Raw genomic sequence first — 22,413 nt, forward strand, 5'->3', positions numbered from 1 at the left:
CGAAGTTTAGCGCAGGCCGGTCAGCCGGCTGGCGTTGATTCGCCCACTGGCGAAGGCATCGGGCAACAGGGCGCGGCCTTGTTGCATCAGTTGCTCGACCTCAAGCGGCAGCGCCTTGGCGTCCAGCCCCACCAAACTGATACCGGCCTTCAGTGTGATGAAGCCTTCGCTGGTCTTGAACGCCTTGAGGTTCAGGCCTTCGTGCAGGCGGCGGAAGCTGCTGGGTGAGCACTCCTGCAGGTCTTCGAGCAGGGTGATCAGGGCAAAGTGCTGGCCATCGATGCGCGCCAGCACGTCCAGCGGCCGCACCAGTTGCTGCAGGCGTCGGGCGACGCCATGGAGCAATTCGTTCTGGAACGACTGACCGTGCTTCTGCCCCAGCTCGGCCAGCTCCGGCAGGCCGATCAACATGTAGCACACTGCGCCGCCACGGGACTCCACCTGGCGGATGCTGTCCGCCAGTTTCTGCTTCAGGTAACGCTGGTTGCCCAGGCCCGTAGCGCTGTCCACCAGGTTGCGCTCTTCCAGGCTGGTGATGTTCTCGGTGAGCAGGCGGTTTTCCATCAGGAGGCGCTGCAGGGTGTTGCTCAGGCGGTCGGCCGCCAGTACGCGAGGCACCAGTTGCTCGTTCATCGACGACTTGCTGACGAAGTCATCGACGCCGCGATCGAAGGCTTCGGCCAGGGCGTTGTCGCCCTCCTTGCCGGTAAGCAGGATGATGTAGGTGTAGTGGTCGCCGCTTTCGTCGAGCTGGCGCACCCGTGCGGTCAGCTCCAGACCGTCCATCTCGGGCATCAGCCAGTCAGCGAGCAGTACGCTTACCGGCTCCTTTTCCAGCAGGTCGAGCGCTTCGCTGGCGCTGCTGGCGAAGCGTACGTTCTGATAGCCGGCCTGACTCAGCGCGCGGCCGATCATGGCGCTGGAGAACTTGGCGTCGTCGACCACCAGAATGCTGAGATGGTTGGTTGGCATGGAAAGGAATGTCTCGCAAACGAGTGGGAAATGCCGACTCTCAATGTCGGAGGTCGGGCGCAGTCTTGTCTGTCAGTTATAATGACCGCGCATTTTTATCGTCAAGCCAGGCTCGATGCTGACTGTGAACCGCATCGCGCCGTCCATCTGGAGAGATGTCATGCCTTCGTTCGACGTGGTGTCCGAACTGGACAAACACGAACTGACCAACGCCTTGGATAACGCCACCAAGGAACTGGACCGCCGTTTCGACCTGAAGGGCAAGTGCAGCTTCGAGGCCAAGGAAAAGTCCATCACCCTGACCGCCGAGGCGGACTTCATGCTCGAGCAGATGCTCGACATTCTTCGCTCCAGCCTGGTCAAACGCAAGATTGACGCACAGTGCATGGAGGTCAAGGACTCCTTCGCCTCCGGCAAGGTGGTCAAGCAGGAAGTCGACTTCCGTGAGGGCATCGACAAGGATCTGGCGAAGAAGATCGTCGCCCTGATCAAGGACAAGAAGCTCAAGGTACAAGCCGCCATCCAGGGCGAACAGGTACGTGTCACCGGCAAGAAGCGTGATGACCTGCAAGAGGCCATCGCGCTGCTGCGCGGCGAGTCCCTCGGTATGCCGCTGCAATTCAACAATTTCCGCGACTGATGCGGGCTCTCGATGAAAAGCTGCGGAACCTCACCGCCCGCTTGACGTCGCAGTAATAGAGTCGCTCGGCGAACTCCCGACCGCCATGGCTTGCCATGGCGGTTTTGTTTTTGGAATGGCAATAGACAAGGGGCCTGCATCCATGGATATGAATTACGAGCAGATCATGAACAGTGCGGAGGCCTGGACTCCGCTTGCTCTGACCTACCTGGGCAATGCCGTCCTGGCGCTTCTGACCCTGCTGATCGGTTGGTGGGTGATCAACCTGTTCACCCGGCGCGTGGGTGGGTTGCTGTCCACCAAGCACGTGGACAAGACGCTGCAGGGCTTCATCGGCAGCATGGTCAATATCATCCTGAAGATCCTGCTGATGGTCAGCGTGGCGTCGATGATCGGCATCCAGACCACCAGCTTCGTCGCCGCCATCGGTGCCGCCGGCCTGGCCATCGGCCTGGCGCTGCAGGGCAGCCTGTCGAACTTCGCCGGTGGCGTGCTGATCCTGCTGTTCCGCCCGTTCAAGATCGGTGACTGGATCGAAGCCCAGGGCGTGTCCGGCACTGTGGACAACATCATGATCTTCCACACCGTGCTGCGTACCGGTGACAACCGCACCGTGATCGTGCCCAACGGAGCACTGTCCAACGGCATCATCACCAACACCTCGACCCAGACCACCCGCCAGGTGACCTTCGACGTGAAGCTGGCCTTCGACGCCGACCTGGAGGGCGCCCGTGCCATTCTCAAGGAACTGGCCGAGGATTCGCGCGTGCTCAAGTCGCCGGCGCCGGTGGTCGTGGTCGCGGGCCTGGGCGAGAACTCGGTGACCCTGTCGCTGCGCCTGTGGACCGCCAACTCCGACTACTGGGGGGTCACCTTCATGCTCAATGAGCAGGTGCGCCTGCGTCTGCGCGACTCCGGCATCGACCTGGCGCCGAACAAGGTAGTGCGCGTGGTCAAGGGCGAAGAGGATGCCGTACTGGCGGATTGATCCTGCAAGCTCGAACGAAAAGGCCGGCGATTGCCGGCCTTTTTCATGGGCGCTGGTTCATGAGCGGTTCAGTGACGTTCTGCGCTGGGTTGTTGCGCTGGCGCTTCCGTGGCTTCCTCGGTCGCGCCATTGGTCATGTCGTTATTGCGGCGCAGCCAGAGCCAGCCGATCAGCAGCAGTGTGGGTATGCCGAGCAGCGCGGTGAAGAAGAAGAAACGCTCGTAGCCCATGCCTTCGACCATGCTGCCGGAGTAACCGCCGATGAAGCGCGGTAGCAGCAGCATGGTGGAACTGAGCATGGCGTACTGTGTCGCCGAGAACTTCAGGTTGGTCAGGCTCGACAGGTAGGCGACGAAGGCAGAGGTGGCGAGGCCGCCGCTGAAGTTGTCGAGCATGATGGTCACCACCAGCATGGTGACATGGGGCTCCAGCACCTTGAGCAGGGCAAAGACGTTCTGGCTCATCAGGTGGGGATCGTCGATCGCTCCCATCTGCGCCAGCATGGCGAACAGCAGGTTGGTGCCCGCCGAGGCGGCGCCACCGATGAACAGGATCGGCAGGATGCTGAAGCGGGCGATCAGCACGCCGCCGGCCGCCGCGCCGATCAGGGTCATGACCACGCCGAACAGCTTGCTGACGGTGGCGATGGTGTCCTTGGTGAAGCCCATGTCGATATAGAACACGCTGGCCATGGTGCCCATGACGGTGTCGGACATGCGGTAGGTGGAGATCAGCCCGAGCAGCAGCAGCGCCTGCCAGCGGTAGCGGCGGACGAACTCGGTGATGGGCGTCAGCACCGGCGCCATCAGCAGGCGGCCGGGAGCGGAAATACAGCTCAGGGCGATCAGCAGGTAGAGGATGGCGAGCCACCACTTGCCAGCTTCGGCCATGTTGATGAAGGCGGTTCCGGTGACCAGCAGGATGATCAGGACGATCACTGAAACGGCCTGGTGGACGAAGTCGAATTGCGGCAGGCCGCGTCCGTGCACGGCTAGCAGCAACGGACGGCGTACCTTCGACAGCAGTTCGCGCACCGGGCGGATCTGCCGGCGGCCGTGGGGCGTCATGCAGATGCCGATGAAGATTCCGTACAGCGCGGCCCGTGGCCAGGCCTGGGCGGTCAGTGCGGTGAGCATGGCCGGCACGGAGATCAGCAGTACCAGCAGGGTCAGCACCGAGAGCAACTGGTGGTTGAAGGCGAAGGCTGAGCTGCCGGCCTGCGGCTGCACATTCACCGGCGGCTCTTTCATCAGCAGCGTGGTGACCAGGCCGGGCAGGATCGCCAGGGAGCAGACGGCATAGGTCAGCGCCCAGGCCGATTGGCTGTAGTGCAGGGCGCTGGAGCCGGCCCACTCGGCGAGGAACAGCACGCCGGCGGTGGCGAACAGTACGGCGACCCGGTAGCCGGTCATGTAGCACGCGGCCAGCGCGGCCTGGCGGGTGTTCTCGGCGATTTCCAGGCGATAGGCGTCGATGGCGATGTCCTGGGTGGCCGAGGCGAAGGCCACCACCATCGCCAGGGCAATCAGCCAGTTCAGGTGCGATTGCGGGTTGCACAGGGCCATGCCAAGCAGGCCGATGGCGATCAGCCCCTGGGAGAACACCAGCCACGAGCGGCGGCGGCCCAGGCGGCCGATGAAGGGCAGGCGCCACTGGTCGAGCATGGGCGACCACACCCACTTGAAGGCGTACACCAGCCCGATCCAGCTGGCGAATCCGATGGTTTCCCGAGCGACACCCGCTTCACGCAACCACACCGAGAGAGTGGAGAGCACCAGCATGTACGGCAGGCCGGCGGCGAAACCCAGCAGCAAAAGCGCGAGGCTGGCGGGAGACTTGTAGGCAATCCATGCCTCGCGCCAGGAATGCTCTTTCATGGGGGGTGTTTTCCAGCAGGTCGAAAAATTACGCGAACTCTACTAGGACTGCTCGCCGCTAGGCCAGCCGTGCCGACGTATGTCCACCCGATCGTTATGGATTCTGACACCCTCCGCACGCAATCGTGCGCGCTGTTCGTTACCCGAAACGGTGCCGAGCGGCAGGCTGATACGCCCGCCGGCAGCGATCACCCGGTGCCAGGGCAGGCGGGTGCCCTCCGGCAACTGGCTGAGGATGCGTCCTACAAGTCGTGCGGAGCGGCCCAGACCGGCCAGCCTGGCGACGTCGCCGTAGGTGACGACCGATCCTTCCGGTACTTGGGCGATCACCAGAAAAATCGCCTCGCGACGTACCTCCAGGCTTTCCAATCCGAGATCGGCAACCGGCACGCTGGATGGGGACTTGGGCTTGGGCATCGAAAGCACCGGAACAGAGGGGCTGACGATCAGGATATAGGCTGGCGCAGAGCTGACAAGTCGGCTTTTTCCTAAGACCAATCTGTCAGTCATGGTGAACTCCCTGCAACTGGGTCTGTCAGTCGTTGCTCTAGTGCCGGGTATCTGGATAATGCCCGGCTTTTTGCCCAATCAGTCCAGTTGAATTCGACTCATGTTGCCCAGAACCCTGCTCTCCCTTGCCCTCGCGTCCTGTTCCCTGTCCGCCCTGGCCGATACCGTCTGGTTGAAGAACGGTGACCGCCTCACCGGCACCATCAAGCTGTATGACGGCGGCAAGTTGCTGCTCGCGACCGACTACGGCGGAGAGATCACCCTCAAATGGGACAAGATCAAAACGCTGGAGACGGACCAGAATCTGCTGGTGAAGTACGACGATGAGCAGGGCGAGCACTCCAAGGGCCTGAAAGCGTCCGACCAGGGCAAGGTCACGCTGGTCAATGGCGAGGCGAAGACCGTGGAGCTGGCGAAGATCGAGCAGATGATGCCACCCAAGCCGATCCTCGAAGACTGGGTCTGGACCGGCAACGTCGACTTCTCCCTGGACCACAAGCAGGCTGAGAACGATGTCGAGGATTACGACATCGACTTCAAGACCAACGCCCGTCACGGTCGCTGGCGCCACAACCTGCAGGGCGAGTACAACCGCGAGAAGAAGGATAATCAGGTCAGCACCGACAATTACTCGGCACAGTACGCGCTGGACCGCTTCCTCGACGAGCACTGGTTCTGGCAGGGCCAGGCACAGTACAAACGCGACTGGATCGAGGACCTGCAGAAGAAGCGCACCGTTGGTACAGGCCCGGGCTACCAGTTCTGGGACAATGAGCTGGGCGCATTCTCCCTGGCGACTCTGGTCAACCGTAACGACTACGAGTTCGTCGACAACGAGAAATCCCACTTCTACAGCACCAGCCTGAAGTGGGACTACAACCGTTACCTGCTGGCCAAGCAGTTCGAGCTGTTCACCAACGGTGAGGTGAGCAAGCCGCTGGAGTCCAATGTGGAGTACGAACTGGAGAGCGAGGCGGGCATCCGCTACAAGCTCACCTCCTGGGCGTCCCTCAGCCTGAAGGCCGAGTGGGACAAGCTCAGTGGCAACGACGGCGACGTCAACGAGCGCCGCTATACCTTCGGCCTGGGCGTGGGTTGGTAACTGCGGCCAGGACGAATGAGCACAAAAAAGCCCCGCACCTGGCGGGGCTTTTTCATGGGCGGGCGGATTACAGGCGCAGGCCGCCGTCCAGCTCCAGCACACGGCCGGTGTAGTAGTCGTTCTCGAGGATGTAAGCCACCGAGTGGGCGATTTCCAGCGGCTTGCCCAGGCGCTTGAGCGGGATGCCGGAGGTCATCTTCTCCAAGGCCTCGGGCTTCATGCTGGCGACCATGTCGGTCTCGATGAAGCCGGGAGCCACGCCCGCCACGCGGATGCCGTAGCGCGCCAGTTCCTTCGCCCAAACCACGGTATCGGCGGCGACGCCGGCCTTGGCAGCGGAGTAGTTGGCCTGACCCATGTTGCCGGCGCGGGAAATGGAGGAAATGTTGACGATTGCGCCTTCGTTCTTCAGCTCGATCATCTTCGCCGCCACTTCGCGGGTGCAGAGGAACACGCCGGTCAGGTTGACGTCGATCACCGCTTGCCACTGGGCCAGGCTCATCTTGCTCAGTTCGCCGTCCTTGACCTTGATGGTCAGGCCGTCGCGCAGAATGCCGGCGTTGTTGACCAGGCCGTTGATGGCGCCGAAGTCGCTGGCGACCTGGGCCACCATGTGGGTAACCTGTTCTTCATTGGCGACGTTGCACAGATAGGCGCGTGCGTCACCGCCGGCGGCGTTGCAGGCGGTCACGGCTTCGTCCAGTTTTTCGGCATTGAGGTCAACCAGTGCCACGCGCGCGCCCTTGCCGGAGAGATACTCGCCCATGGCGCGGCCCAGGCCCTGGCAGCCACCGGTGATGATGATGACCTTGTCTTTCAATTGCATCGGAACAACCCCACGAACAGTTTCTGGTGAAAGGCCCCGCCGGCAGCTGTGCACAGAGTCAGTCCTGCCCGTCCGTTTGCGACGGATTCTTTGCGAGGAGTCATAAGTTGAGCGTGAAAGCTGCCAAGCATGCCCGAGAACTGCTGCTCAAGGAATACCGCGGCGTCCTCTCCACCCACTCGAAGAAGTGGCCAGGATTCCCCTTCGGCTCCGTGGTGCCCTACTGCCTGGACGAGGCGGGCCGGCCGCTGATCCTGATCAGCCGCATCGCCCAGCACACTCATAACCTGCAGATGGACGGCAAATGCTCGCTGCTGATCGGCGAGCGCGGTGTCGACGACATCCAGGCCGCCGGTCGCCTGACCCTGCTGGCCGAGGCGTTGCTGATCGAGGACGTCGACGCCATTGCCGGCGCTGCCGAGCGCTACTACCGTTACTTCCCCGGTTCGCAGGATTACCACATCGTCCACGACTTCGATTTCTGGGTGCTGGAGCCGGTGCAGTGGCGCTTCATCGGCGGCTTCGGCGATATCCATTGGCTGGGCGCGAACAGTGTGCCGCTGGCCAACCCCTTCGTTGGCGATGCGGAGAAAAGCATGGTCGAGCACATGAACAGCGACCATGCCAACGCCATCGAGCACTATGTCGAAATGGCCGGGCTACCCGTCGGCAAGGACCCGCAACTGGCGGGAATTGATACAGAAGGTTTCCACCTGCGCATCGGCCAGGGGCTGCATTGGCTGCCGTTCCCCGCGCCCTGCGGCAACGCCGGCGCGGTGCGCCAGGCGCTGGTGCAGCTGGCCAAAGCGGATGTCTGGCCGGGCAATGAAGTGATCCAGGCTTGAAATCGTAGCGGGGCGTCGCCACCTAGCCTTCTACCCGGGCAATGACCCCGCCAAGGATTCATCGATGCGAGTTCCCCTGTTTCTGATTCTTCTGTTCCCGCTGATCGAGCTGGCCGTGATGATCAAGGTCGGCAGTGTGATCGGCGTGGGCTGGACCCTTCTGCTGATCATCGCCGGTGCCTTCATTGGTGCCGCGGTGCTACGCGTGGCGGGCGTCGCCACTGCGCTGCGTGCCCGCGAGCGCCTGAATCGCGGCGAGCTGCCCGAGCAGGAAATGCTCGAAGGCCTGGTCATTGCCCTCGGCGGTGGCCTGCTGATGCTGCCTGGCTTCATCAGCGACATCGTCGGCCTGCTCTGCCTGATCCCCTTCACCCGCCGGCTGATGCTTGGCCGCGTACGCCAGCGCATGCAGGAGCAAGCCGAGCGTCGTCGCGCCTTCGCCGACGATCCGGCCGCCCAGCACCGTAGCGGCCCCAGCGTGATCGAGGGCGAGTACCAGCGCCGCGAGGAAGACCGCGACCGCTTGCGTTGAGCTTCGGGCGGTTTCGCCCGCCCAAGGCACCCTCCGTTAGCAAAAATTTTTTCGTCACACACTTGAAATGCCTTGTAGCGACCTTATGTACCGGTCACCGCAAGGTCCCTGTCATACGGACAGGCTGCTCTTTACGCGTCTCGCCAGCCGGGACGCAAACCGGCGCCGCCGGATTCAATAAAACCTGCCGGGCATCGATCCGGCCGTTGGAAATCACAGTTTGGGAGAGTTACGACTATGAAGCTTCGTCCTCTGCATGACCGCGTCGTCATCCGTCGCAGCGAGGAAGAGACCAAGACCGCAGGCGGCATCGTGCTGCCGGGTTCCGCCGCCGAGAAGCCGAACCGCGGTGAAGTGGTCGCTGTTGGTGCCGGCCGTGTCCTGGACAACGGCGAAGTTCGCGCTCTGGCCGTGAAGGTCGGTGACAAGGTGGTCTTCGGTCCGTACTCCGGCAGCAACGCCATCAAGGTCGACGGCGAAGAACTGCTGGTGATGGGCGAGTCCGAGATCCTCGCCGTCCTGGAAGACTGATTTTCAGTCCGTCCACTCCCCACCGAATTCGATTTAGAGGAAACAGAACATGGCTGCCAAAGAAGTTAAGTTCGGCGATTCCGCTCGCAAGAAAATGCTGGTCGGCGTAAACGTCCTGGCCGACGCTGTGAAAGCGACCCTGGGCCCGAAAGGCCGTAACGTCATCCTGGACAAGAGCTTCGGCGCTCCGACCATCACCAAGGACGGCGTTTCCGTCGCCAAGGAAATCGAGCTCAAAGACAAGTTCGAGAACATGGGCGCCCAGCTGGTGAAAGACGTGGCCTCCAAGGCCAACGACGCTGCCGGTGACGGCACCACCACCGCTACCGTTCTGGCCCAGGCCATCGTCAACGAAGGCCTGAAAGCCGTCGCTGCCGGCATGAACCCGATGGACCTGAAGCGCGGCATCGACAAGGCCACCGTGGCCATCGTTGCCCAGCTCAAGGAGCAGGCCAAGCCGTGCGCCGACACCAAGGCCATCGCCCAGGTCGGCACCATCTCCGCCAACTCCGACGACTCCATCGGCAACATCATTGCCGAAGCCATGGACAAGGTCGGTAAAGAAGGCGTGATCACCGTTGAAGAAGGCTCGGGCCTGGAAAACGAACTGTCCGTCGTAGAAGGCATGCAGTTCGACCGTGGCTACCTGTCCCCCTACTTCATCAACAAGCCGGACACCATGGTGGCCGAGCTCGACGGCCCGCTGCTGCTGCTGGTCGACAAGAAGATCTCCAACATCCGCGAAATGCTGCCGGTCCTGGAAGCCGTTGCCAAAGCCGGCCGTCCGCTGCTGATCGTGGCTGAAGACGTCGAAGGCGAAGCCTTGGCTACCCTGGTCGTCAACAACATGCGTGGCATCGTCAAGGTCGCGGCCGTCAAGGCTCCGGGCTTCGGCGACCGCCGCAAGGCCATGCTGCAGGACATCGCCATCCTGACCGGCGGCACCGTCATCTCCGAAGAAGTCGGTCTGAGCCTGGAAGGCGCCACCCTGGAGCACCTGGGCAACGCCAAGCGCGTGGTCCTGAGCAAAGAAAACACCACCATCATCGATGGCGCTGGCGCTCAAGCCGACATCGAAGCTCGCGTCCTGCAGATCCGCAAGCAGGTCGAAGAGACTTCCTCCGACTACGACCGTGAGAAGCTGCAAGAGCGTCTGGCCAAGCTGGCTGGCGGTGTTGCCGTGATCAAGGTTGGCGCTGCCACCGAAGTCGAGATGAAAGAGAAGAAAGCCCGCGTTGAAGACGCCCTGCACGCTACCCGCGCTGCTGTGGAAGAAGGCGTGGTTCCTGGCGGCGGCGTCGCTCTGGTTCGTGCTCTGCAAGCCATCGAAGGCCTGAAGGGTGACAACGAAGACCAGAACGTCGGTATCGCTCTGCTGCGTCGCGCCGTTGAAGCTCCGCTGCGCCAGATCGTTGCCAACTCCGGTGACGAGCCGAGCGTCGTGGTCGACAAGGTCAAGCAGGGTTCGGGCAACTTCGGCTACAACGCTGCTACCGGCGTGTACGGCGACATGATCGAGATGGGTATCCTCGATCCGGCCAAAGTCACCCGTTCGGCTCTGCAAGCTGCTGCTTCCATCGGTGGCCTGATGGTCACCACCGAGGCCATGGTTGCCGAAGTGGCTGACGACAAGGCTGCTCCGGCCATGCCGGACATGGGCGGCATGGGTGGCATGGGCGGCATGATGTAAGCCACCTGGCACCTGCTGTAGGAAAAAGCCCCGCCTAGGCGGGGCTTTTTCATGGGCGCAGGTTATGCCAGACTGCGCCGCAGGAGATGGCATTCCTCCTTCAACCGCCCTTGTGGCTGATGATGCCTACGCATAGACCTGGAAAGGCGCGTAGGCGCTCGCCTGCAGCCTGTCCAAAACACCTTCCCCAGGACAGGACCATGTGGAAATCCATTCTCGCCGTCTCACTCGGAGCCGCCCTCGGCGCACTGCTGCGCTGGGTGCTCGGGCTCAAGCTCAATACCCTCCTGCCATCCATGCCGCCGGGCACGGTTGTCGCCAATCTGGTTGGTGGCTACATCATTGGCGCAGCCATCGCCTTCTTCGCCAACTCCCCCGGCCTGGCGCCAGAATGGCGGTTACTGATCATCACTGGCTTCTGCGGTGGCCTGACGACCTTCTCCACCTTCTCGGCTGAAGTCGTCGTGCTGTTGCAGCAGGGGCGTCTCGCCTGGGCAATGGGCACTGTCGCCACGCACCTCGCCGGTTCCCTGTTGATGACCCTGGCCGGACTCTGGTCTGTGCACGCGCTGATGGGCCGCTAGGCCCTGGGAGGAAACCATGAACGGCTTTCAGTTGAAGTTCTTCACCCAGCAGGACCGCAAGCATGCCGGCCTGCCTTTGGCTCAATGGCTGCTGGAAGAGGCGCGCCGGCAAGGCGTGCGCGGTGCCACCCTGATGACGGCAAGCGAAGGTTTCGGCAAGACCGGTCGCATCCACTATGCACACTTCTTCGAACTGGCCGACCAGCCGCAGGAAGTCACCATGGCCGTGAGCGAGGAAGACTCGGAGCGCATCTTCGAGGCGATCCGCAATGCGGGTGTGAAGTTGTTCTACGTGAAGACGCCGATCGAGTTCGGGGTCACGGGCGAGGACGACTGACTCCCGCCTGGTTATTGCATTCAGCGCGTTGCGTGTCAGTGCTACCGTGTCAGTGCGAGCAAGTGTGAAAAATCCGTCAAGGGCGCTTAAGTTCCATTTAAGCCAGTTACGCTAGAGTGCTGTTCGCGAAAGGAGAGCACATGCGCATTCTGTTGGTTGAAGACAATCGGGACATCCTGGCCAATATGGCCGACTACCTGGGCCTCAAGGGCTATACGGTGGATTGTGCCCAGGACGGCCTGTCCGGATTGCACCTGGCGGCGACGTCCCATTACGACCTGATCGTGCTGGACGTGATGCTGCCGGGGCTGGACGGCTTCACCCTGTGTCGCCGCCTGCGCGAAGATGCGCGCCGTGACACTCCGGTGATCATGCTCACCGCTCGCGACCAGCTGGACGACCGCCTGCAGGGCTTCCGCTCCGGCGCCGACGATTACCTGCTCAAACCCTTCGCGCTCTCCGAGCTGGCCGCCCGCATCGAAGCGGTGCTGCGTCGTAGCCAGGGTGGCGGGCGTCGCGAACTGCAGGTCGCCGACCTGAGCTACAACCTCGACACCCTCGAAGTGAACCGTGCCGGCAAGCCGCTGAAGCTCAACCCCATCGGCCTCAAGCTGCTGGCGGTGCTGATGCAGAAGAGCCCGCATGTGGTGCGCCGTGACGTGCTCGAGGAGGCTGTGTGGGGTGATGACTGCCCCGACAGCGACAGCCTGCGCAGCCACGTTCACCAGTTGCGTCAAGTGATCGATAAGCCCTTCGGCTCCTCCCTGCTGCACACGGTGCATGGCGTCGGCTACAAGCTGGCGGAGGATGCGCATGGAGTATAAGCAGAGCCTTTCCCGACGGATTGTCTTTGCCTTCGTACTCATGACCGCCGCCGTAGGCGGCCTGTTTTCGGTGGGAATCGTCGGCGTCGTTCATATTGTCGAAGAGCGCCTGATCTCCCGCGACCTCGGCGGTGAACTGGACCGCATCATCAATGAGGACCTGGGCAACGGCCAGGCCCCCAAGCTCGACCCGGGCATGCGCTTCTTCATCAGCGATGGTGCCGGCGTCTATGCCATGCCGCCGGCGCTGCGCCGGCTGGATGCTGGTTTCCACGAGGTTTTTGACGGCGAGTTGTCATTCCATGCGCTGGCGCGCGATATCGACGGCCGCCGTTTCGTCCTGCTGCAGGACCAGAGCGATTTCGAGGCGCGTGAGCAGATTCTCTACGCCGCCGTCGTCACCGGCTATGTCCTTAGCCTGGCCCTGTCCGGAGTCCTTGGCTGGCTGCTGGCGCGCAAGGTCATGGAGCCGGTGTCGCGCCTGGCGCGGCAGGTTCGCCACCGAGACCAGTTGCTGGAACTGGCGCCGCCCATGTCGCCGGACTACGCCAACGACGAGGTGGGCGAGCTGGCGGCGGCCTTCGATTACGCCATGGGTCGGCTGCACGATGTGCTGACCCGGGAGAAGCTCTTTACCAGCGATGTCAGCCATGAACTGCGCACCCCGTTGATGGTGATCGCCACCAGTTGCGAACTGCTGGCGGAGGAGCCGGGGCTCAGCCCGCGGGCGCGCGCTCAGCTGGCGCGCATGAACAGCGCCTGCGAAGAGATGCGTGATCTGGTGCAGACCTTCCTGATGCTGGCGCGGGCCCAGCGCAGGGACATGGCCATGGTGTCCCAGGCTGGATTGCGGAAGATCGGCGACGAGCTGGTCGCACAGTGGCGCGGCCCTATCGAAGCGAAGGGCCTGACCCTGGAATACAGCGTCGACGAGGAGATGCCCGGGCAGTTCAACGCACCTTTCCTGCGCTCGGTAATGAGCAATTTATTGCGCAATGCCATGCATTACACCGAAAGCGGCAGCATCCGCTTACAACTTGGACCGACCGGATTCTGGGTCGAAGATACCGGCGCTGGCATCCCGGAGGAACAGCGCGAACGCGTCTTCCAGCCGTTCGTGCGCGGCCAGAACCCGCGTGGTGAGGGGCTTGGCCTGGGGTTGTCGCTGGTCAAGCGGATCTGCGCGTCCGAAGGCTGGGACGTCACGCTGCGTCCTGCCGAACCCCATGGCTGTCGCTTCGAAGTTCGCCTAGCTGTCGTTTGACAAAAACTTCACAAGTGCATGACCCGGCTGTGACAGGCTGGTTTGTATCGTTCGCCCTGAATTCGGGAAAGGTAAATATCCGATGACTGAAAAACCCGTCGACCTGGAGTTCTCCCAAAAGTACGACCGCCAGCACGCAGAGCGTTACCTGCGCAAGCACCAGGCCGGACTCTCCCGGAAACTTTCCCACTGGCGCGATGTCCAAGTCGCCCGCCAGGCTCTCAAGCTTGCCGGCCAGCCCAACCTGGTACTCGACCTGCCATGCGGTGCCGGTCGTTTCTGGCCAATGCTGGCCGAAAAGGAGAACCGGGTGATCATCGGGGCGGACAATTCCCCGGACATGATCGCCGTGGCCTGCGCCGGTCAACCGAATGAGGTTGTAAAACGCGTCCGACCTTTGCAGACTTCCGCGTTTGCCATTGATTTACCCGACAACGCCGTCGATAGCATCTTCTCGATGCGCCTGATGCACCACATCGGCGAATCTGAGGATCGTTTGACGATGTTGCGCGAATTTCACCGCGTAACCCGTGACTCGGTGATCCTGTCGATGTGGGTCGATGGCAACTTCAAGTCCTGGAAACGTGCTCGCGCCGAGTCGAATCGCAAGAAACACGCCTACCAGAACCGCTTCGTGATTCCCGCCAAGACCATTGAGGCGGAGTTCCGCCAGGCTGGTTTCAAGGTCCAGGATCACATTGATTTCGTCCCGCTCGTACACATGTGGCGGGTCTACATTCTGCGTAAGGAGTGATGGATGGCCGTTGATCTGGCTTCGCTGCAGCAAATTTCCGGTGAGAACGCCATCGACCGTTGGCTCCAGGTGCCCGGCAAGTGGGTCGAGGAACCCAACCGTCGGCGTGGCGGCGAAAGCGGCGTGCAGCGAGTCCTGACCTCCGACGGCCGGATGCTCTATCGCAAGCAGCAGATGGGGCACATCTATCGCGATCTGCTGCATCCCTTCGGCTATCCCACCGCCATCCGCGAGCGCAATGCGCTGAAGGCCGCCGAAGCACTGGGTGTGAAAGTGCCGACCCTGGTCTACGCCGGCTGCCGCAAGGTGGACGGCGAATGGCAGGCGCTGCTGGTCACCGAGTCTCTGGACGGCTTCAGCAGCCTGGAAGATTGCTACGCCCGTGGTGACCAGGAGCGCTGGGGTGAAGCCCTGCACCAAAGAATTCTGCAACATTACGGTAGTACCCTTGCAAAGCTTAACGCCGGCCGTTGGCAGCATGGCTGCCTCTACCTGAAGCACGTGTTCGTGAAGGTGGACGGTGACAAGATCGAAGTGGCCCTGATTGACATGGAAAAAGCCCGCCAGCGCTTCAGCGCCCAGCGTGCTGCCCGTCACGATCTTCGCCAGGTGAAACGCCGCTCGTCGTGGACAGAGGCGCAATGGCAGGCCTTTGTCTATGGTTACCAAGCGGCGTTTGGCAGCGCCATCAAAGGGTTGCAGACATGAAGTTAGAAATTACGCGAGGTTTGCTCCTCGTCGGCGCGCTCGGGGTGGCAACCCTGGCGGCGGCGGCCTGGCATGAGCCGGGGCCTTCGGTCATTTCCGGAAAAGGCGGCCTGGACAGCTGCCCGATGCCGCCCAACCTGCGCGCCAAGCAACAGGACATCCGTCCGGATGACGACCTGCTGCTTTTCCTGTTCGGGATGTCGCAGAGCAAAGCACGCTGATTTCTGATTCCAACTCAAAACCCCGCCCAGGCGGGGTTTTTTGTGGGCGACGGGTTTAGACTGCCGATTCAAGCCTGCAATGAGATGAGCATGAGCGACAGCGCATTTTCCCGGCGGATCGTGCAGAACCTGCTGGATACCGACTTCTACAAGCTGAGCATGATGCAGGCGGTGCTGCACAACTACCCCAACGCCGAAGTCGAGTGGGAGTTCCGCTGCCGCAACGAAGAGGACCTGCGCGCCTACCTGGACCCGCTGCGCGAGCAGATCGAGCAACTGGCGGAGCTCTCCTTCGCAGCACAGGACCTGGCTTTCCTCGAGCGCATTCCGTTCTTCAAGCCCGACTTCATTCGATTTCTGGGTCTGTTCCGCTTCAATCCCCGTTACGTGGAGTTGGGTGTGGAGAACGAGGAGCTGTTCCTGCGCCTGAAAGGGCCGTGGCTGCACGTGATTCTCTTCGAGGTACCGCTGCTGGCGATCATCAGCGAAGTGCGCAACCGGCACCGCCATCCGGGCACGACGCTGACGATGGTTCGCGAGCGTCTGCAGGAGAAATTCGACTGGCTGCGCAAGGAGGCCAGTGCCCAGGAGCTGGCGGGTTTCAAGATGGCCGACTTCGGTACTCGCCGACGCTTCTCCTACCCGGTACAGGAGGCCGTAGTCCGCGACCTGCGCGACGGTTTCCCGGGGCACTTCGTCGGTACGAGCAATGTCCATCTCGCCCGTGAGCTGGGAGTGAAACCGCTGGGGACCATGGCCCACGAGTGGCTGATGGCGCACCAGCAGCTCGGCCCGCGGCTGATCGACAGTCAAGCCGCTGCCCTGGACGCCTGGGTTCGCGAGTACCGCGGCCAATTGGGCATCGCCCTGACCGATTGCATCACCATGGAAGCCTTCCTGGCGGATTTCGACCTGTACTTCGCCAAGCTCTTCGACGGCCTGCGCCACGACTCGGGCGACCCGCTGGAGTGGGCGGAGAAGGCCATCCGTCATTACGAGCACCTGGGTATCGACCCGCTGACCAAGACCCTGGTGTTCTCCGACGGCCTCAACCTGCCGCGTGCGCTGGAAATCTACCGTGCGCTGCGCGAGCGCATTGACGTCAGCTTCGGTATCGGCACGCATTTCACCTGCGATGTGCCGGGTGTGCAGCCGATGAACATCGTTCTGAAGATGACCGCCTGCAACGGCCACCCGGTGGCGAAGATCTCCGATGCGCCGGGCAAGACCCAGTGCAAGGACGAGAACTTCCTGCACTACCTCAAGCACGTCTTCAAAGTACCGGGGTAGCCGATTGCGCGGCACGTCGGGACGCGCCACTCTTGTTCAAGCATTCATCGCGACAGGCCTACTGGCGCGACAGGTCCACTGAAGGGGAACAACGGATGTCAGCCACCAACGAACTCATCATCGGCGCGGGGCCCGACGGGCAGCCGGTCGGCCAGTCCTGGAAACTCGCCAACCGCCACGGCCTGATCGCCGGCGCCACCGGCACCGGCAAGACGGTGACGCTGCAGCACCTTGCCGAATCCTTCAGCGACGCCGGCATCGCGGTGTTCGCCGCCGACATCAAGGGTGACCTGTGCGGCATCGCCGCGGCCGGCAACCCGCAGGGCAAGGTGGCCGAGCGCATCGCCAGCATGCCCTGGTTGAACTACAAGCCCCAGGCCTACCCAGTGAGCATCTGGGACGTGGCCGGGAAGACCGGCCATCCGCTGCGCACCACGCTGTCGGAGATGGGCCCGCTGCTGCTGGCCAACCTGCTGGAGCTGACCGAGAGCCAGCAGGCGGCGCTGTTCGCCGCGTTCAAGGTCGCTGACCGCGAAGGCCTGCTGCTGCTCGACCTGAAGGACCTCAAGGCGCTGCTCAACCATTTCAAGGAAAACCCGGAAATCCTCGGCGAGGACCGCGCGCTGTTCACTGGCGCCTCGGCCCAGGCGCTCCTGCGGCGACTGGCTCTACTGGAGCAGCAGGGCGCCGAGGACTTCTTCGGCGAACCGGCGCTGCAACTGGAAGACCTGCTGCGCCCTGAAGCCGACGGCCGTGGCCGCATTCACCTGCTGGACGCCAGCAAACTGGTGCATGACGCGCCCAAGGTCTACGCCACCTTCCTGCTCTGGCTGCTGGCCGAGCTGTTCGAGCAACTGCCCGAGCGGGGCGATGCGGACAAACCCATCCTTGCGCTGTTCTTCGACGAGGCGCACCTGCTGTTCAACGGCACGCCCAAGGCCCTGCAGGATCGTCTGGAGCAGGTAGTGCGGCTGATCCGCTCCAAAGGCGTGGGCGTGTACTTCGTCACCCAGTCGCCCGGCGATCTGCCGGATGACGTGCTGGCGCAACTGGGGCTGCGTATCCAGCACGGCCTGCGTGCGTTCACTGCCAAGGAACAGAAATCCCTGCGCGCGGTGGCCGATGGCTTCCGCCCCAACCCGGCGTTCGACACCCTGAAGGTGCTCACCGAACTGGGCATTGGCGAGGCACTGGTCGGCACGCTGGAAGAGAAGGGCACGCCGGCGGTGGTCCAGCGCGTGGCCGTGGCTCCGCCGCAGTCGCGCATCGGCCCGCTGACTGACGCCGAGCGTGCCGACGTCATTCGCCGTTCGCCGTTGGCAGGTCGTTATGACCAGCCGATCGATCGAGAGTCCGCCTACGAGAAACTGACCGGCCGCGCCGACGACAAGATGGCGCCGACCCAGGAGAAGGAAGAGAAGGGCGCTGGCACCGATTTCAGCGGTATGGCCGGGGAAATTCTCGGTTCGCTGGCCAGTCAGGTCAGCAAGACGGTGGTGCGCCAGGCAGCGAACCAGATCGGCCGGCAATTGGTGCGTGGGCTGATGGGCGCGCTGTTGGGCGGTAGCAAGCGGCGCTAGGCATCTGCCTGTCGAAGTCGAATCGAGATCCAATGAAAAAGGCGCCCTGAGGCGCCTTTTTCGTTTCTTCCGCAATCAGATGCGGAAGCTGTCCACCAGTTGCCGCAGGCGTCCAGCCTGGTTCTCCAGGTCGGCGCAGGCGCGCAGGGTGGCTTGCAGGTTCTCCACGCCTTCCTGGTTCAGGGTGTTGATCTCGGTGATGTCCATGTTCAGCGAGTCGACCACGGCGGTCTGCTCTTCGGTGGCGGTGGCCACCGACTGGTTCATCGAGTCGATCTCGCCGATGCGATGGGTGACGCTGGCCAGGCGCTCGCCGGCGCGGTTGGCGATCTCCACGCTTTCCAGGCTGTAGCGCTGGCTCTCGGTCATGGTGTCCACCGCTTCGCGGGCGCCGACTTGCAACTCCTCGATCATCTTCTGAATCTGCTGCGCCGACTCCTGGGCGCGGTGGGCGAGGTTGCGCACCTCGTCCGCCACCACAGCGAAGCCACGGCCCGCTTCACCGGCGCGGGCGGCCTCGATGGCGGCGTTCAGGGCCAGCAGGTTGGTCTGCTCGGAGATGCCCTTGATCACTTCGAGGATCTGCCCGATGTTCACCGTGCGGCTGTTCAGCGCTTCGATGTTGGCGCAGGCCGAGCTGATCTTGTCGGACAACAGGTTCATCGCACTGATGGTCTGCTCCACCACCTGGCGGCCGTCACCGGCCTGGTGCGAGGCATCGGTGGCGTGGTGCGAGGCGTCGGCGGCGTTGCGGGCGATTTCCTGGGCGGCAGCGCCCAGTTCGTTGATCGCCGCGGCCACACTATTGGTGCGGTTGGATTGTTCGTCGGAGTTGCTCATGGACGAGTTGGAGGCGTTCACCACCAGCTGCGAGACGTCGTGCAGCTGGCGTGCAGTGGAGGCCACCTCGCGAATCGATTCGTGGATACGCTCGACGAAGCGGTTGAAGGCATTGCCCAGCACGCCAAACTCGTCGTTGCTGGCGACCTTCAGGCGCTTGGTCAGGTCGCCTTCGCCCTGGGCGATGTCTTCCATGGCGCGGCCCATGGTGGTCAGCGGCTGCATCAGCACGCGGATCAGCATGCCCAGCAGGAGCAGGATGGCGACGATGGCGATGGCGGCGGCAACGATGGCCGATGCGCGGAACTTGCTCAGCATGGAGTAGGCGGCGTCCTTGTCGATGGACAGGCCGATGTACCAGTTCACCGACGGTAGGCCCTTCACCTGGGTGAAGCTGAGGATGCGCGTGTGGCCATTGAGCTCGGCCTCGCTGAAGCCGCCGCCGATCTTCGGGGTGTTCTGCGGGTAGATGTCGGAGAGAGACTTCATGATGAAGCTCTTGTCCGGGTGCACCAGGATCTTGCCGTCACCGCTGACCAGGAAGGCGTAGCCCATGCCGCTGAAGTCCAGCGAGTTGATGATCTGTACCAGGGTCTGCAGGCCGAGGTCGCCGCCGACCACGCCCACGGTCTTGCCAGCGGCGCGGGCCGGGGTGGCCACGGTCATGATCAGTTCCTGGGTGGCTGCGTCGATGTACGGCTCGGTCAGCGTAGTGCCGCCCGCCGCGACGGCATCCTTGTACCAGGGGCGGGTGCGAGGGTCGTAACCGTCAGGCATGGCACTGTTGGGGCGCATGGTGAAGGTGCCGTCTTCCTGGCCCAGGTAGGTGAAGTTGAAGGTCTTGCGCAGGGTGTCCTGTTCCAGTAGCGCGCTCAGGTGTTCCGGCGTGCTGTCGCGGGCGATGGTCTGCGCAGTGCTTTCGATCAGCAGCAGTCGGCCGCTCAGCCAGTTCTGGATATTGCTGGCGCTCACGTCGCCCATTTCCCGCAGATAATCCTCGAGGTCCTCGCGGATCGCGTTGCGCTGCAGGTAGTCGTTGTAGAGGGTGAAGAGGGCGAATGCCGAGAAAACAACAAGCGAGGCGGCCAGAAGGATCTTATGGCTGAATTTCAGGCTCTTGATCATGCTGCGAGTCCGGAAGTAGTGGGATGCCTGAACGGCGTTGGTCCGGGCGACAGATCCGGTGTCGCCGCAGAACGTCCGTCCCCTTGGTGTGAAACGGACGGCACCGGCGCGGCGGATAGCCGTGCGGGCGTGGCCGGAACTCCCTTGTGCCGGCGGTGACGACAGGCCCGGTTTGTTGGTTGCTATCAAAGGCCTTCACCCTTGATTTCGGCGTGCGCGAGGGAAGCTTGAAAGAGTCGGACGAACGGTAGAGGTGGCTCTGTGGCGGGTGTTTCAGCGCTGATACAGGTGTGTTGACACGGCCCCTGTGCAAGCGGCGTCTGCTGCTGGATAGCTCGCGAAAAAAAAGGCGCCCGAAGGCGCCTTTTTCATCCGTGCTGAAAATCAGATGCGGAAGCTGTCCACCAGGTGACGCAGGCGGCCAGCCTGGTTCTCCAGGTCGGCGCAGGCGCGCAGGGTGGCTTGCAGGTTCTCCACGCCTTCCTGGTTCAGGGTGTTGATCTCGGTAATGTCCATGTTCAGCGAGTCGACCACAGCGGTCTGTTCCTCAGTGGCGGTGGCCACCGACTGGTTCATCGAGTCGATCTCGCCGATGCGGTGGGTGACGCTGGCCAGGCGCTCGCCGGCGCGGTTGGCGATTTCCACGCTCTCCAGGCTGTAGCGCTGGCTTTCGGTCATGGTGTCCACGGCCTCGCGAGCGCCGACCTGCAACTCCTCGATCATCTTCTGGATTTCCTGCGCGGACTCCTGGGCGCGGTGCGCCAGGTTGCGCACCTCGTCCGCCACCACAGCGAAGCCACGGCCCGCTTCACCGGCGCGGGCGGCCTCGATGGCGGCGTTCAGGGCCAGCAGGTTGGTCTGCTCGGAGATGCCCTTGATCACTTCGAGGATCTGCCCGATGTTCACCGTGCGGCTATTCAGCGCTTCGATGTTGGCGCAGGCCGAGCTGATCTTGTCCGACAGCAGGTTCATCGCGCTGATGGTCTGTTCCACCACCTGACGACCGTCGCCGGCCTGGTGCGAGGCGTCGGTGGCGTGGTGGGACGCGTCGGCGGCGTTGCGGGCGATTTCCTGGGCGGCAGCGCCCAGCTCGTTGATCGCTGCGGCCACGCTGTTGGTGCGATTGGCCTGCTCGTCGGAGTTGCTCATGGAGGAGTTGGAGGCGTTCACCACCAGTTGCGAGACGTCGTGCAGCTGGCGTGCGGTGGAGGCCACCTCACGGATGGACTCGTGGATACGCTCGACGAAGCGATTGAAGGCGTTGGCCAGCACACCGAATTCGTCGTTGCTGGCGACCTGCAGGCGCTTGGTCAGGTCGCCTTCGCCTTGAGCGATGTCCTGCATGGCGCGGCCCATGTCGGTCAGCGGTGCCATCAGCACGCGGATCAGCATGCCGAGCAGGAGCAGGATGGCGACGATGGCGATGACGGTGGCGATGATGGCGGTGTTGCGGAAGTCGCTGAGCATCGCGTAGGCGGAGTCCTTGTTGAGCACCAGTGCGACGTACCAGGTCACGCCCGGCAGGCCCTTCACCGGAGTCATGGAGACCAGTTGGTCTTCGCCGTTGATGCTGACTTCCTGCACGCCCGGCTGCACCTTGGGTGCGCCTTGCTGGTAGACCTCGCCGAGGCTCTTGAAGATCAGGCTGCTGTCCGGGTGCAGGAGGATCTTGCCGGCGTCGCTGACCAGGAAGGCGTAGCCGTCGCCGTCGAACTTCAGCGAGTTGATGATCGCGGTGATGGTTTCCAGCTTCATGTCGCCGGCCGCCACGCCAACCAGTTGGCCGTTGCGCATGACCGGCATGGACATGGCGAGGATCTGCTCGTTGGTCCCCGCATCCAGGAAGGGCTCGGTGACGATCAAGCGGCCTGCGGCCACGGCGTCCTTGTACCAGCCGCGGGTGCGCGGGTCATAGCCATCGGGCATCGGTGCGTAGGGTCGCATGGTGAACACGCCGCTGGCGGCTTCACCCAGGTAGACCGATTCGAAGTTCTTCTGGAATACCTGCTGTTCCAGGATGTGCTGGATACGTTCAGGTGTTGGCTCGCCGTCGGCCAGCTGTGCGGCCTCGGCCTCCACCAGTTGGATGCGTCCTTCCAGCCAACTCTGGATGTTGCTGGCGGTCAGGCTGCCGACCTCGGAGAGGTAGGATTCGGTGTCGGAGTGGATGGCCTCGCGCTGGCGGAAATCGTTGAAGAAAATGAAACAGGTGAAGGCGAAGGTGACCACGAGAGAGGCTGCCAGGAGGATCTTCCTGGAGAAGGACAGCGAACGAAGCATCGGTAAAGCATCCTGCTGTAAAACGGGTTTGAGCAGGCTGTATCGGCAGATGCGCGGGGAGCTTTAGGAGAATTGCGGCAGGCAGGCGAACAA

The 22,413-nt window shown here is 62.8% G+C and carries 22 protein-coding genes and 1 riboswitch; of the genes, 16 read left to right on the forward strand and 6 right to left on the reverse strand.

Annotated features, from left to right (window positions below; all coding sequences use genetic code 11):
• Positions 1-6 precede the first annotated feature (6 nt).
• The gene (locus tag FAS41_RS08960) at positions 7-972 is read right to left on the reverse strand and encodes a response regulator (RefSeq protein ID WP_138521341.1); all 966 of its coding nucleotides are present in this window, start codon (positions 970-972) and stop codon (positions 7-9) included.
• A gap of 160 nt (positions 973-1,132) precedes the next feature.
• Here FAS41_RS08960 and FAS41_RS08965 point away from each other — a divergent pair, with 160 nt between their 5' ends.
• Together FAS41_RS08965 and FAS41_RS08970 are read left to right on the forward strand one after the other, a co-directional pair.
• A complete protein-coding gene (locus FAS41_RS08965) occupies positions 1,133-1,612 on the forward strand; it encodes a YajQ family cyclic di-GMP-binding protein (protein WP_138521343.1) in 480 nt (159 codons plus the stop codon).
• Between the two features lie 142 nt (positions 1,613-1,754).
• On the forward strand, positions 1,755-2,600 hold the full coding sequence (locus FAS41_RS08970) for a mechanosensitive ion channel family protein (RefSeq protein WP_138521345.1): 846 nt from the start codon (positions 1,755-1,757) through the stop codon (positions 2,598-2,600).
• Between the two features lie 68 nt (positions 2,601-2,668).
• Here FAS41_RS08970 and FAS41_RS08975 read toward each other — a convergent pair whose 3' ends face one another.
• Positions 2,669-4,477 (reverse strand): AmpG family muropeptide MFS transporter, encoded by a 1,809-nt coding sequence (locus FAS41_RS08975; RefSeq protein ID WP_138521347.1) that lies wholly within the window; start codon positions 4,475-4,477, stop codon positions 2,669-2,671.
• Positions 4,478-4,519: 42 nt separating this feature from the next.
• Positions 4,520-4,894, reverse strand: a complete 375-nt coding sequence (locus FAS41_RS08980) for an MGMT family protein (protein ID WP_138521417.1) — start codon at positions 4,892-4,894, stop codon at positions 4,520-4,522.
• A 193-nt stretch (positions 4,895-5,087) separates the two neighbouring features.
• Here FAS41_RS08980 and FAS41_RS08985 point away from each other — a divergent pair, with 193 nt between their 5' ends.
• Positions 5,088-6,089 (forward strand): DUF481 domain-containing protein, encoded by a 1,002-nt coding sequence (locus FAS41_RS08985; RefSeq protein ID WP_138521349.1) that lies wholly within the window; start codon positions 5,088-5,090, stop codon positions 6,087-6,089.
• A gap of 67 nt (positions 6,090-6,156) precedes the next feature.
• On the opposite strand, the gene FAS41_RS08990 is transcribed toward FAS41_RS08985, so the two are convergent.
• Positions 6,157-6,915, reverse strand: a complete 759-nt coding sequence (locus tag FAS41_RS08990; protein ID WP_138521351.1) for an SDR family oxidoreductase — start codon at positions 6,913-6,915, stop codon at positions 6,157-6,159.
• Positions 6,916-7,022: 107 nt separating this feature from the next.
• Here FAS41_RS08990 and FAS41_RS08995 point away from each other — a divergent pair, with 107 nt between their 5' ends.
• From FAS41_RS08995 to FAS41_RS09055, 13 genes are all read left to right on the forward strand, one after another.
• Positions 7,023-7,760, forward strand: a complete 738-nt coding sequence (locus tag FAS41_RS08995) for a HugZ family pyridoxamine 5'-phosphate oxidase (RefSeq protein ID WP_138521353.1) — start codon at positions 7,023-7,025, stop codon at positions 7,758-7,760.
• Positions 7,761-7,824: 64 nt separating this feature from the next.
• Positions 7,825-8,292, forward strand: coding sequence for an FxsA family protein (locus tag FAS41_RS09000; RefSeq protein ID WP_138521355.1), 468 nt, complete (start codon positions 7,825-7,827; stop codon positions 8,290-8,292).
• Positions 8,293-8,529: 237 nt separating this feature from the next.
• Entirely contained in the window at positions 8,530-8,823 is a 294-nt protein-coding gene (locus tag FAS41_RS09005) for a co-chaperone GroES (protein WP_009617968.1), read from the forward strand.
• Positions 8,824-8,872: 49 nt separating this feature from the next.
• Positions 8,873-10,513: a chaperonin GroEL gene (groL, locus tag FAS41_RS09010; RefSeq protein ID WP_045209649.1), complete on the forward strand. Its 1,641-nt coding sequence runs from the start codon at positions 8,873-8,875 to the stop codon at positions 10,511-10,513.
• Positions 10,514-10,586: 73 nt separating this feature from the next.
• Positions 10,587-10,649, forward strand: a riboswitch (Fluoride riboswitch).
• A gap of 64 nt (positions 10,650-10,713) precedes the next feature.
• Positions 10,714-11,097: a fluoride efflux transporter CrcB gene (gene crcB / locus FAS41_RS09015; RefSeq protein WP_138521357.1), complete on the forward strand. Its 384-nt coding sequence runs from the start codon at positions 10,714-10,716 to the stop codon at positions 11,095-11,097.
• 16 nt (positions 11,098-11,113) lie between these two features.
• Positions 11,114-11,434, forward strand: a complete 321-nt coding sequence (locus FAS41_RS09020; RefSeq protein WP_138521359.1) for a DUF190 domain-containing protein — start codon at positions 11,114-11,116, stop codon at positions 11,432-11,434.
• A 140-nt stretch (positions 11,435-11,574) separates the two neighbouring features.
• On the forward strand, positions 11,575-12,258 hold the full coding sequence (locus tag FAS41_RS09025) for a response regulator transcription factor (protein WP_138521361.1): 684 nt from the start codon (positions 11,575-11,577) through the stop codon (positions 12,256-12,258).
• The gene (locus tag FAS41_RS09030) at positions 12,248-13,522 is read left to right on the forward strand and encodes a sensor histidine kinase (protein WP_138521363.1); all 1,275 of its coding nucleotides are present in this window, start codon (positions 12,248-12,250) and stop codon (positions 13,520-13,522) included. The genes FAS41_RS09025 and FAS41_RS09030 overlap by 11 nt, the downstream gene beginning before the upstream one ends.
• An 82-nt stretch (positions 13,523-13,604) precedes the next feature.
• Entirely contained in the window at positions 13,605-14,276 is a 672-nt protein-coding gene (locus FAS41_RS09035) for a class I SAM-dependent methyltransferase (RefSeq protein WP_138521377.1), read from the forward strand.
• A gap of 3 nt (positions 14,277-14,279) precedes the next feature.
• Positions 14,280-14,984: a lipopolysaccharide kinase InaA family protein gene (locus FAS41_RS09040; protein ID WP_138521379.1), complete on the forward strand. Its 705-nt coding sequence runs from the start codon at positions 14,280-14,282 to the stop codon at positions 14,982-14,984.
• A complete protein-coding gene (locus FAS41_RS09045) occupies positions 14,981-15,205 on the forward strand; it encodes a hypothetical protein (RefSeq protein WP_138521381.1) in 225 nt (74 codons plus the stop codon). The genes FAS41_RS09040 and FAS41_RS09045 overlap by 4 nt, the downstream gene beginning before the upstream one ends.
• A 90-nt stretch (positions 15,206-15,295) precedes the next feature.
• A complete protein-coding gene (gene pncB, locus FAS41_RS09050) occupies positions 15,296-16,495 on the forward strand; it encodes a nicotinate phosphoribosyltransferase (RefSeq protein WP_138521383.1) in 1,200 nt (399 codons plus the stop codon).
• A gap of 95 nt (positions 16,496-16,590) precedes the next feature.
• Positions 16,591-18,075 carry a helicase HerA-like domain-containing protein gene (locus FAS41_RS09055; RefSeq protein ID WP_138521385.1) on the forward strand — a complete coding sequence of 495 codons (1,485 nt, stop codon included), beginning with the start codon at positions 16,591-16,593 and terminating at the stop codon, positions 18,073-18,075.
• A gap of 75 nt (positions 18,076-18,150) precedes the next feature.
• Here the strand turns inward: FAS41_RS09055 and FAS41_RS09060 are convergent, their stop codons facing one another.
• Together FAS41_RS09060 and FAS41_RS09065 are read right to left on the reverse strand one after the other, a co-directional pair.
• Positions 18,151-20,040: a methyl-accepting chemotaxis protein gene (locus FAS41_RS09060; protein WP_138521387.1), complete on the reverse strand. Its 1,890-nt coding sequence runs from the start codon at positions 20,038-20,040 to the stop codon at positions 18,151-18,153.
• A gap of 384 nt (positions 20,041-20,424) precedes the next feature.
• Complete coding sequence (locus FAS41_RS09065) at positions 20,425-22,320, reverse strand: methyl-accepting chemotaxis protein (RefSeq protein ID WP_138521389.1); 1,896 nt, start codon at positions 22,318-22,320, stop codon at positions 20,425-20,427.
• Positions 22,321-22,413: the final 93 nt, after the last annotated feature.

This window comes from Pseudomonas nicosulfuronedens (genome assembly GCF_005877905.1).
Lineage (GTDB): Bacteria > Pseudomonadota > Gammaproteobacteria > Pseudomonadales > Pseudomonadaceae > Pseudomonas > Pseudomonas nicosulfuronedens.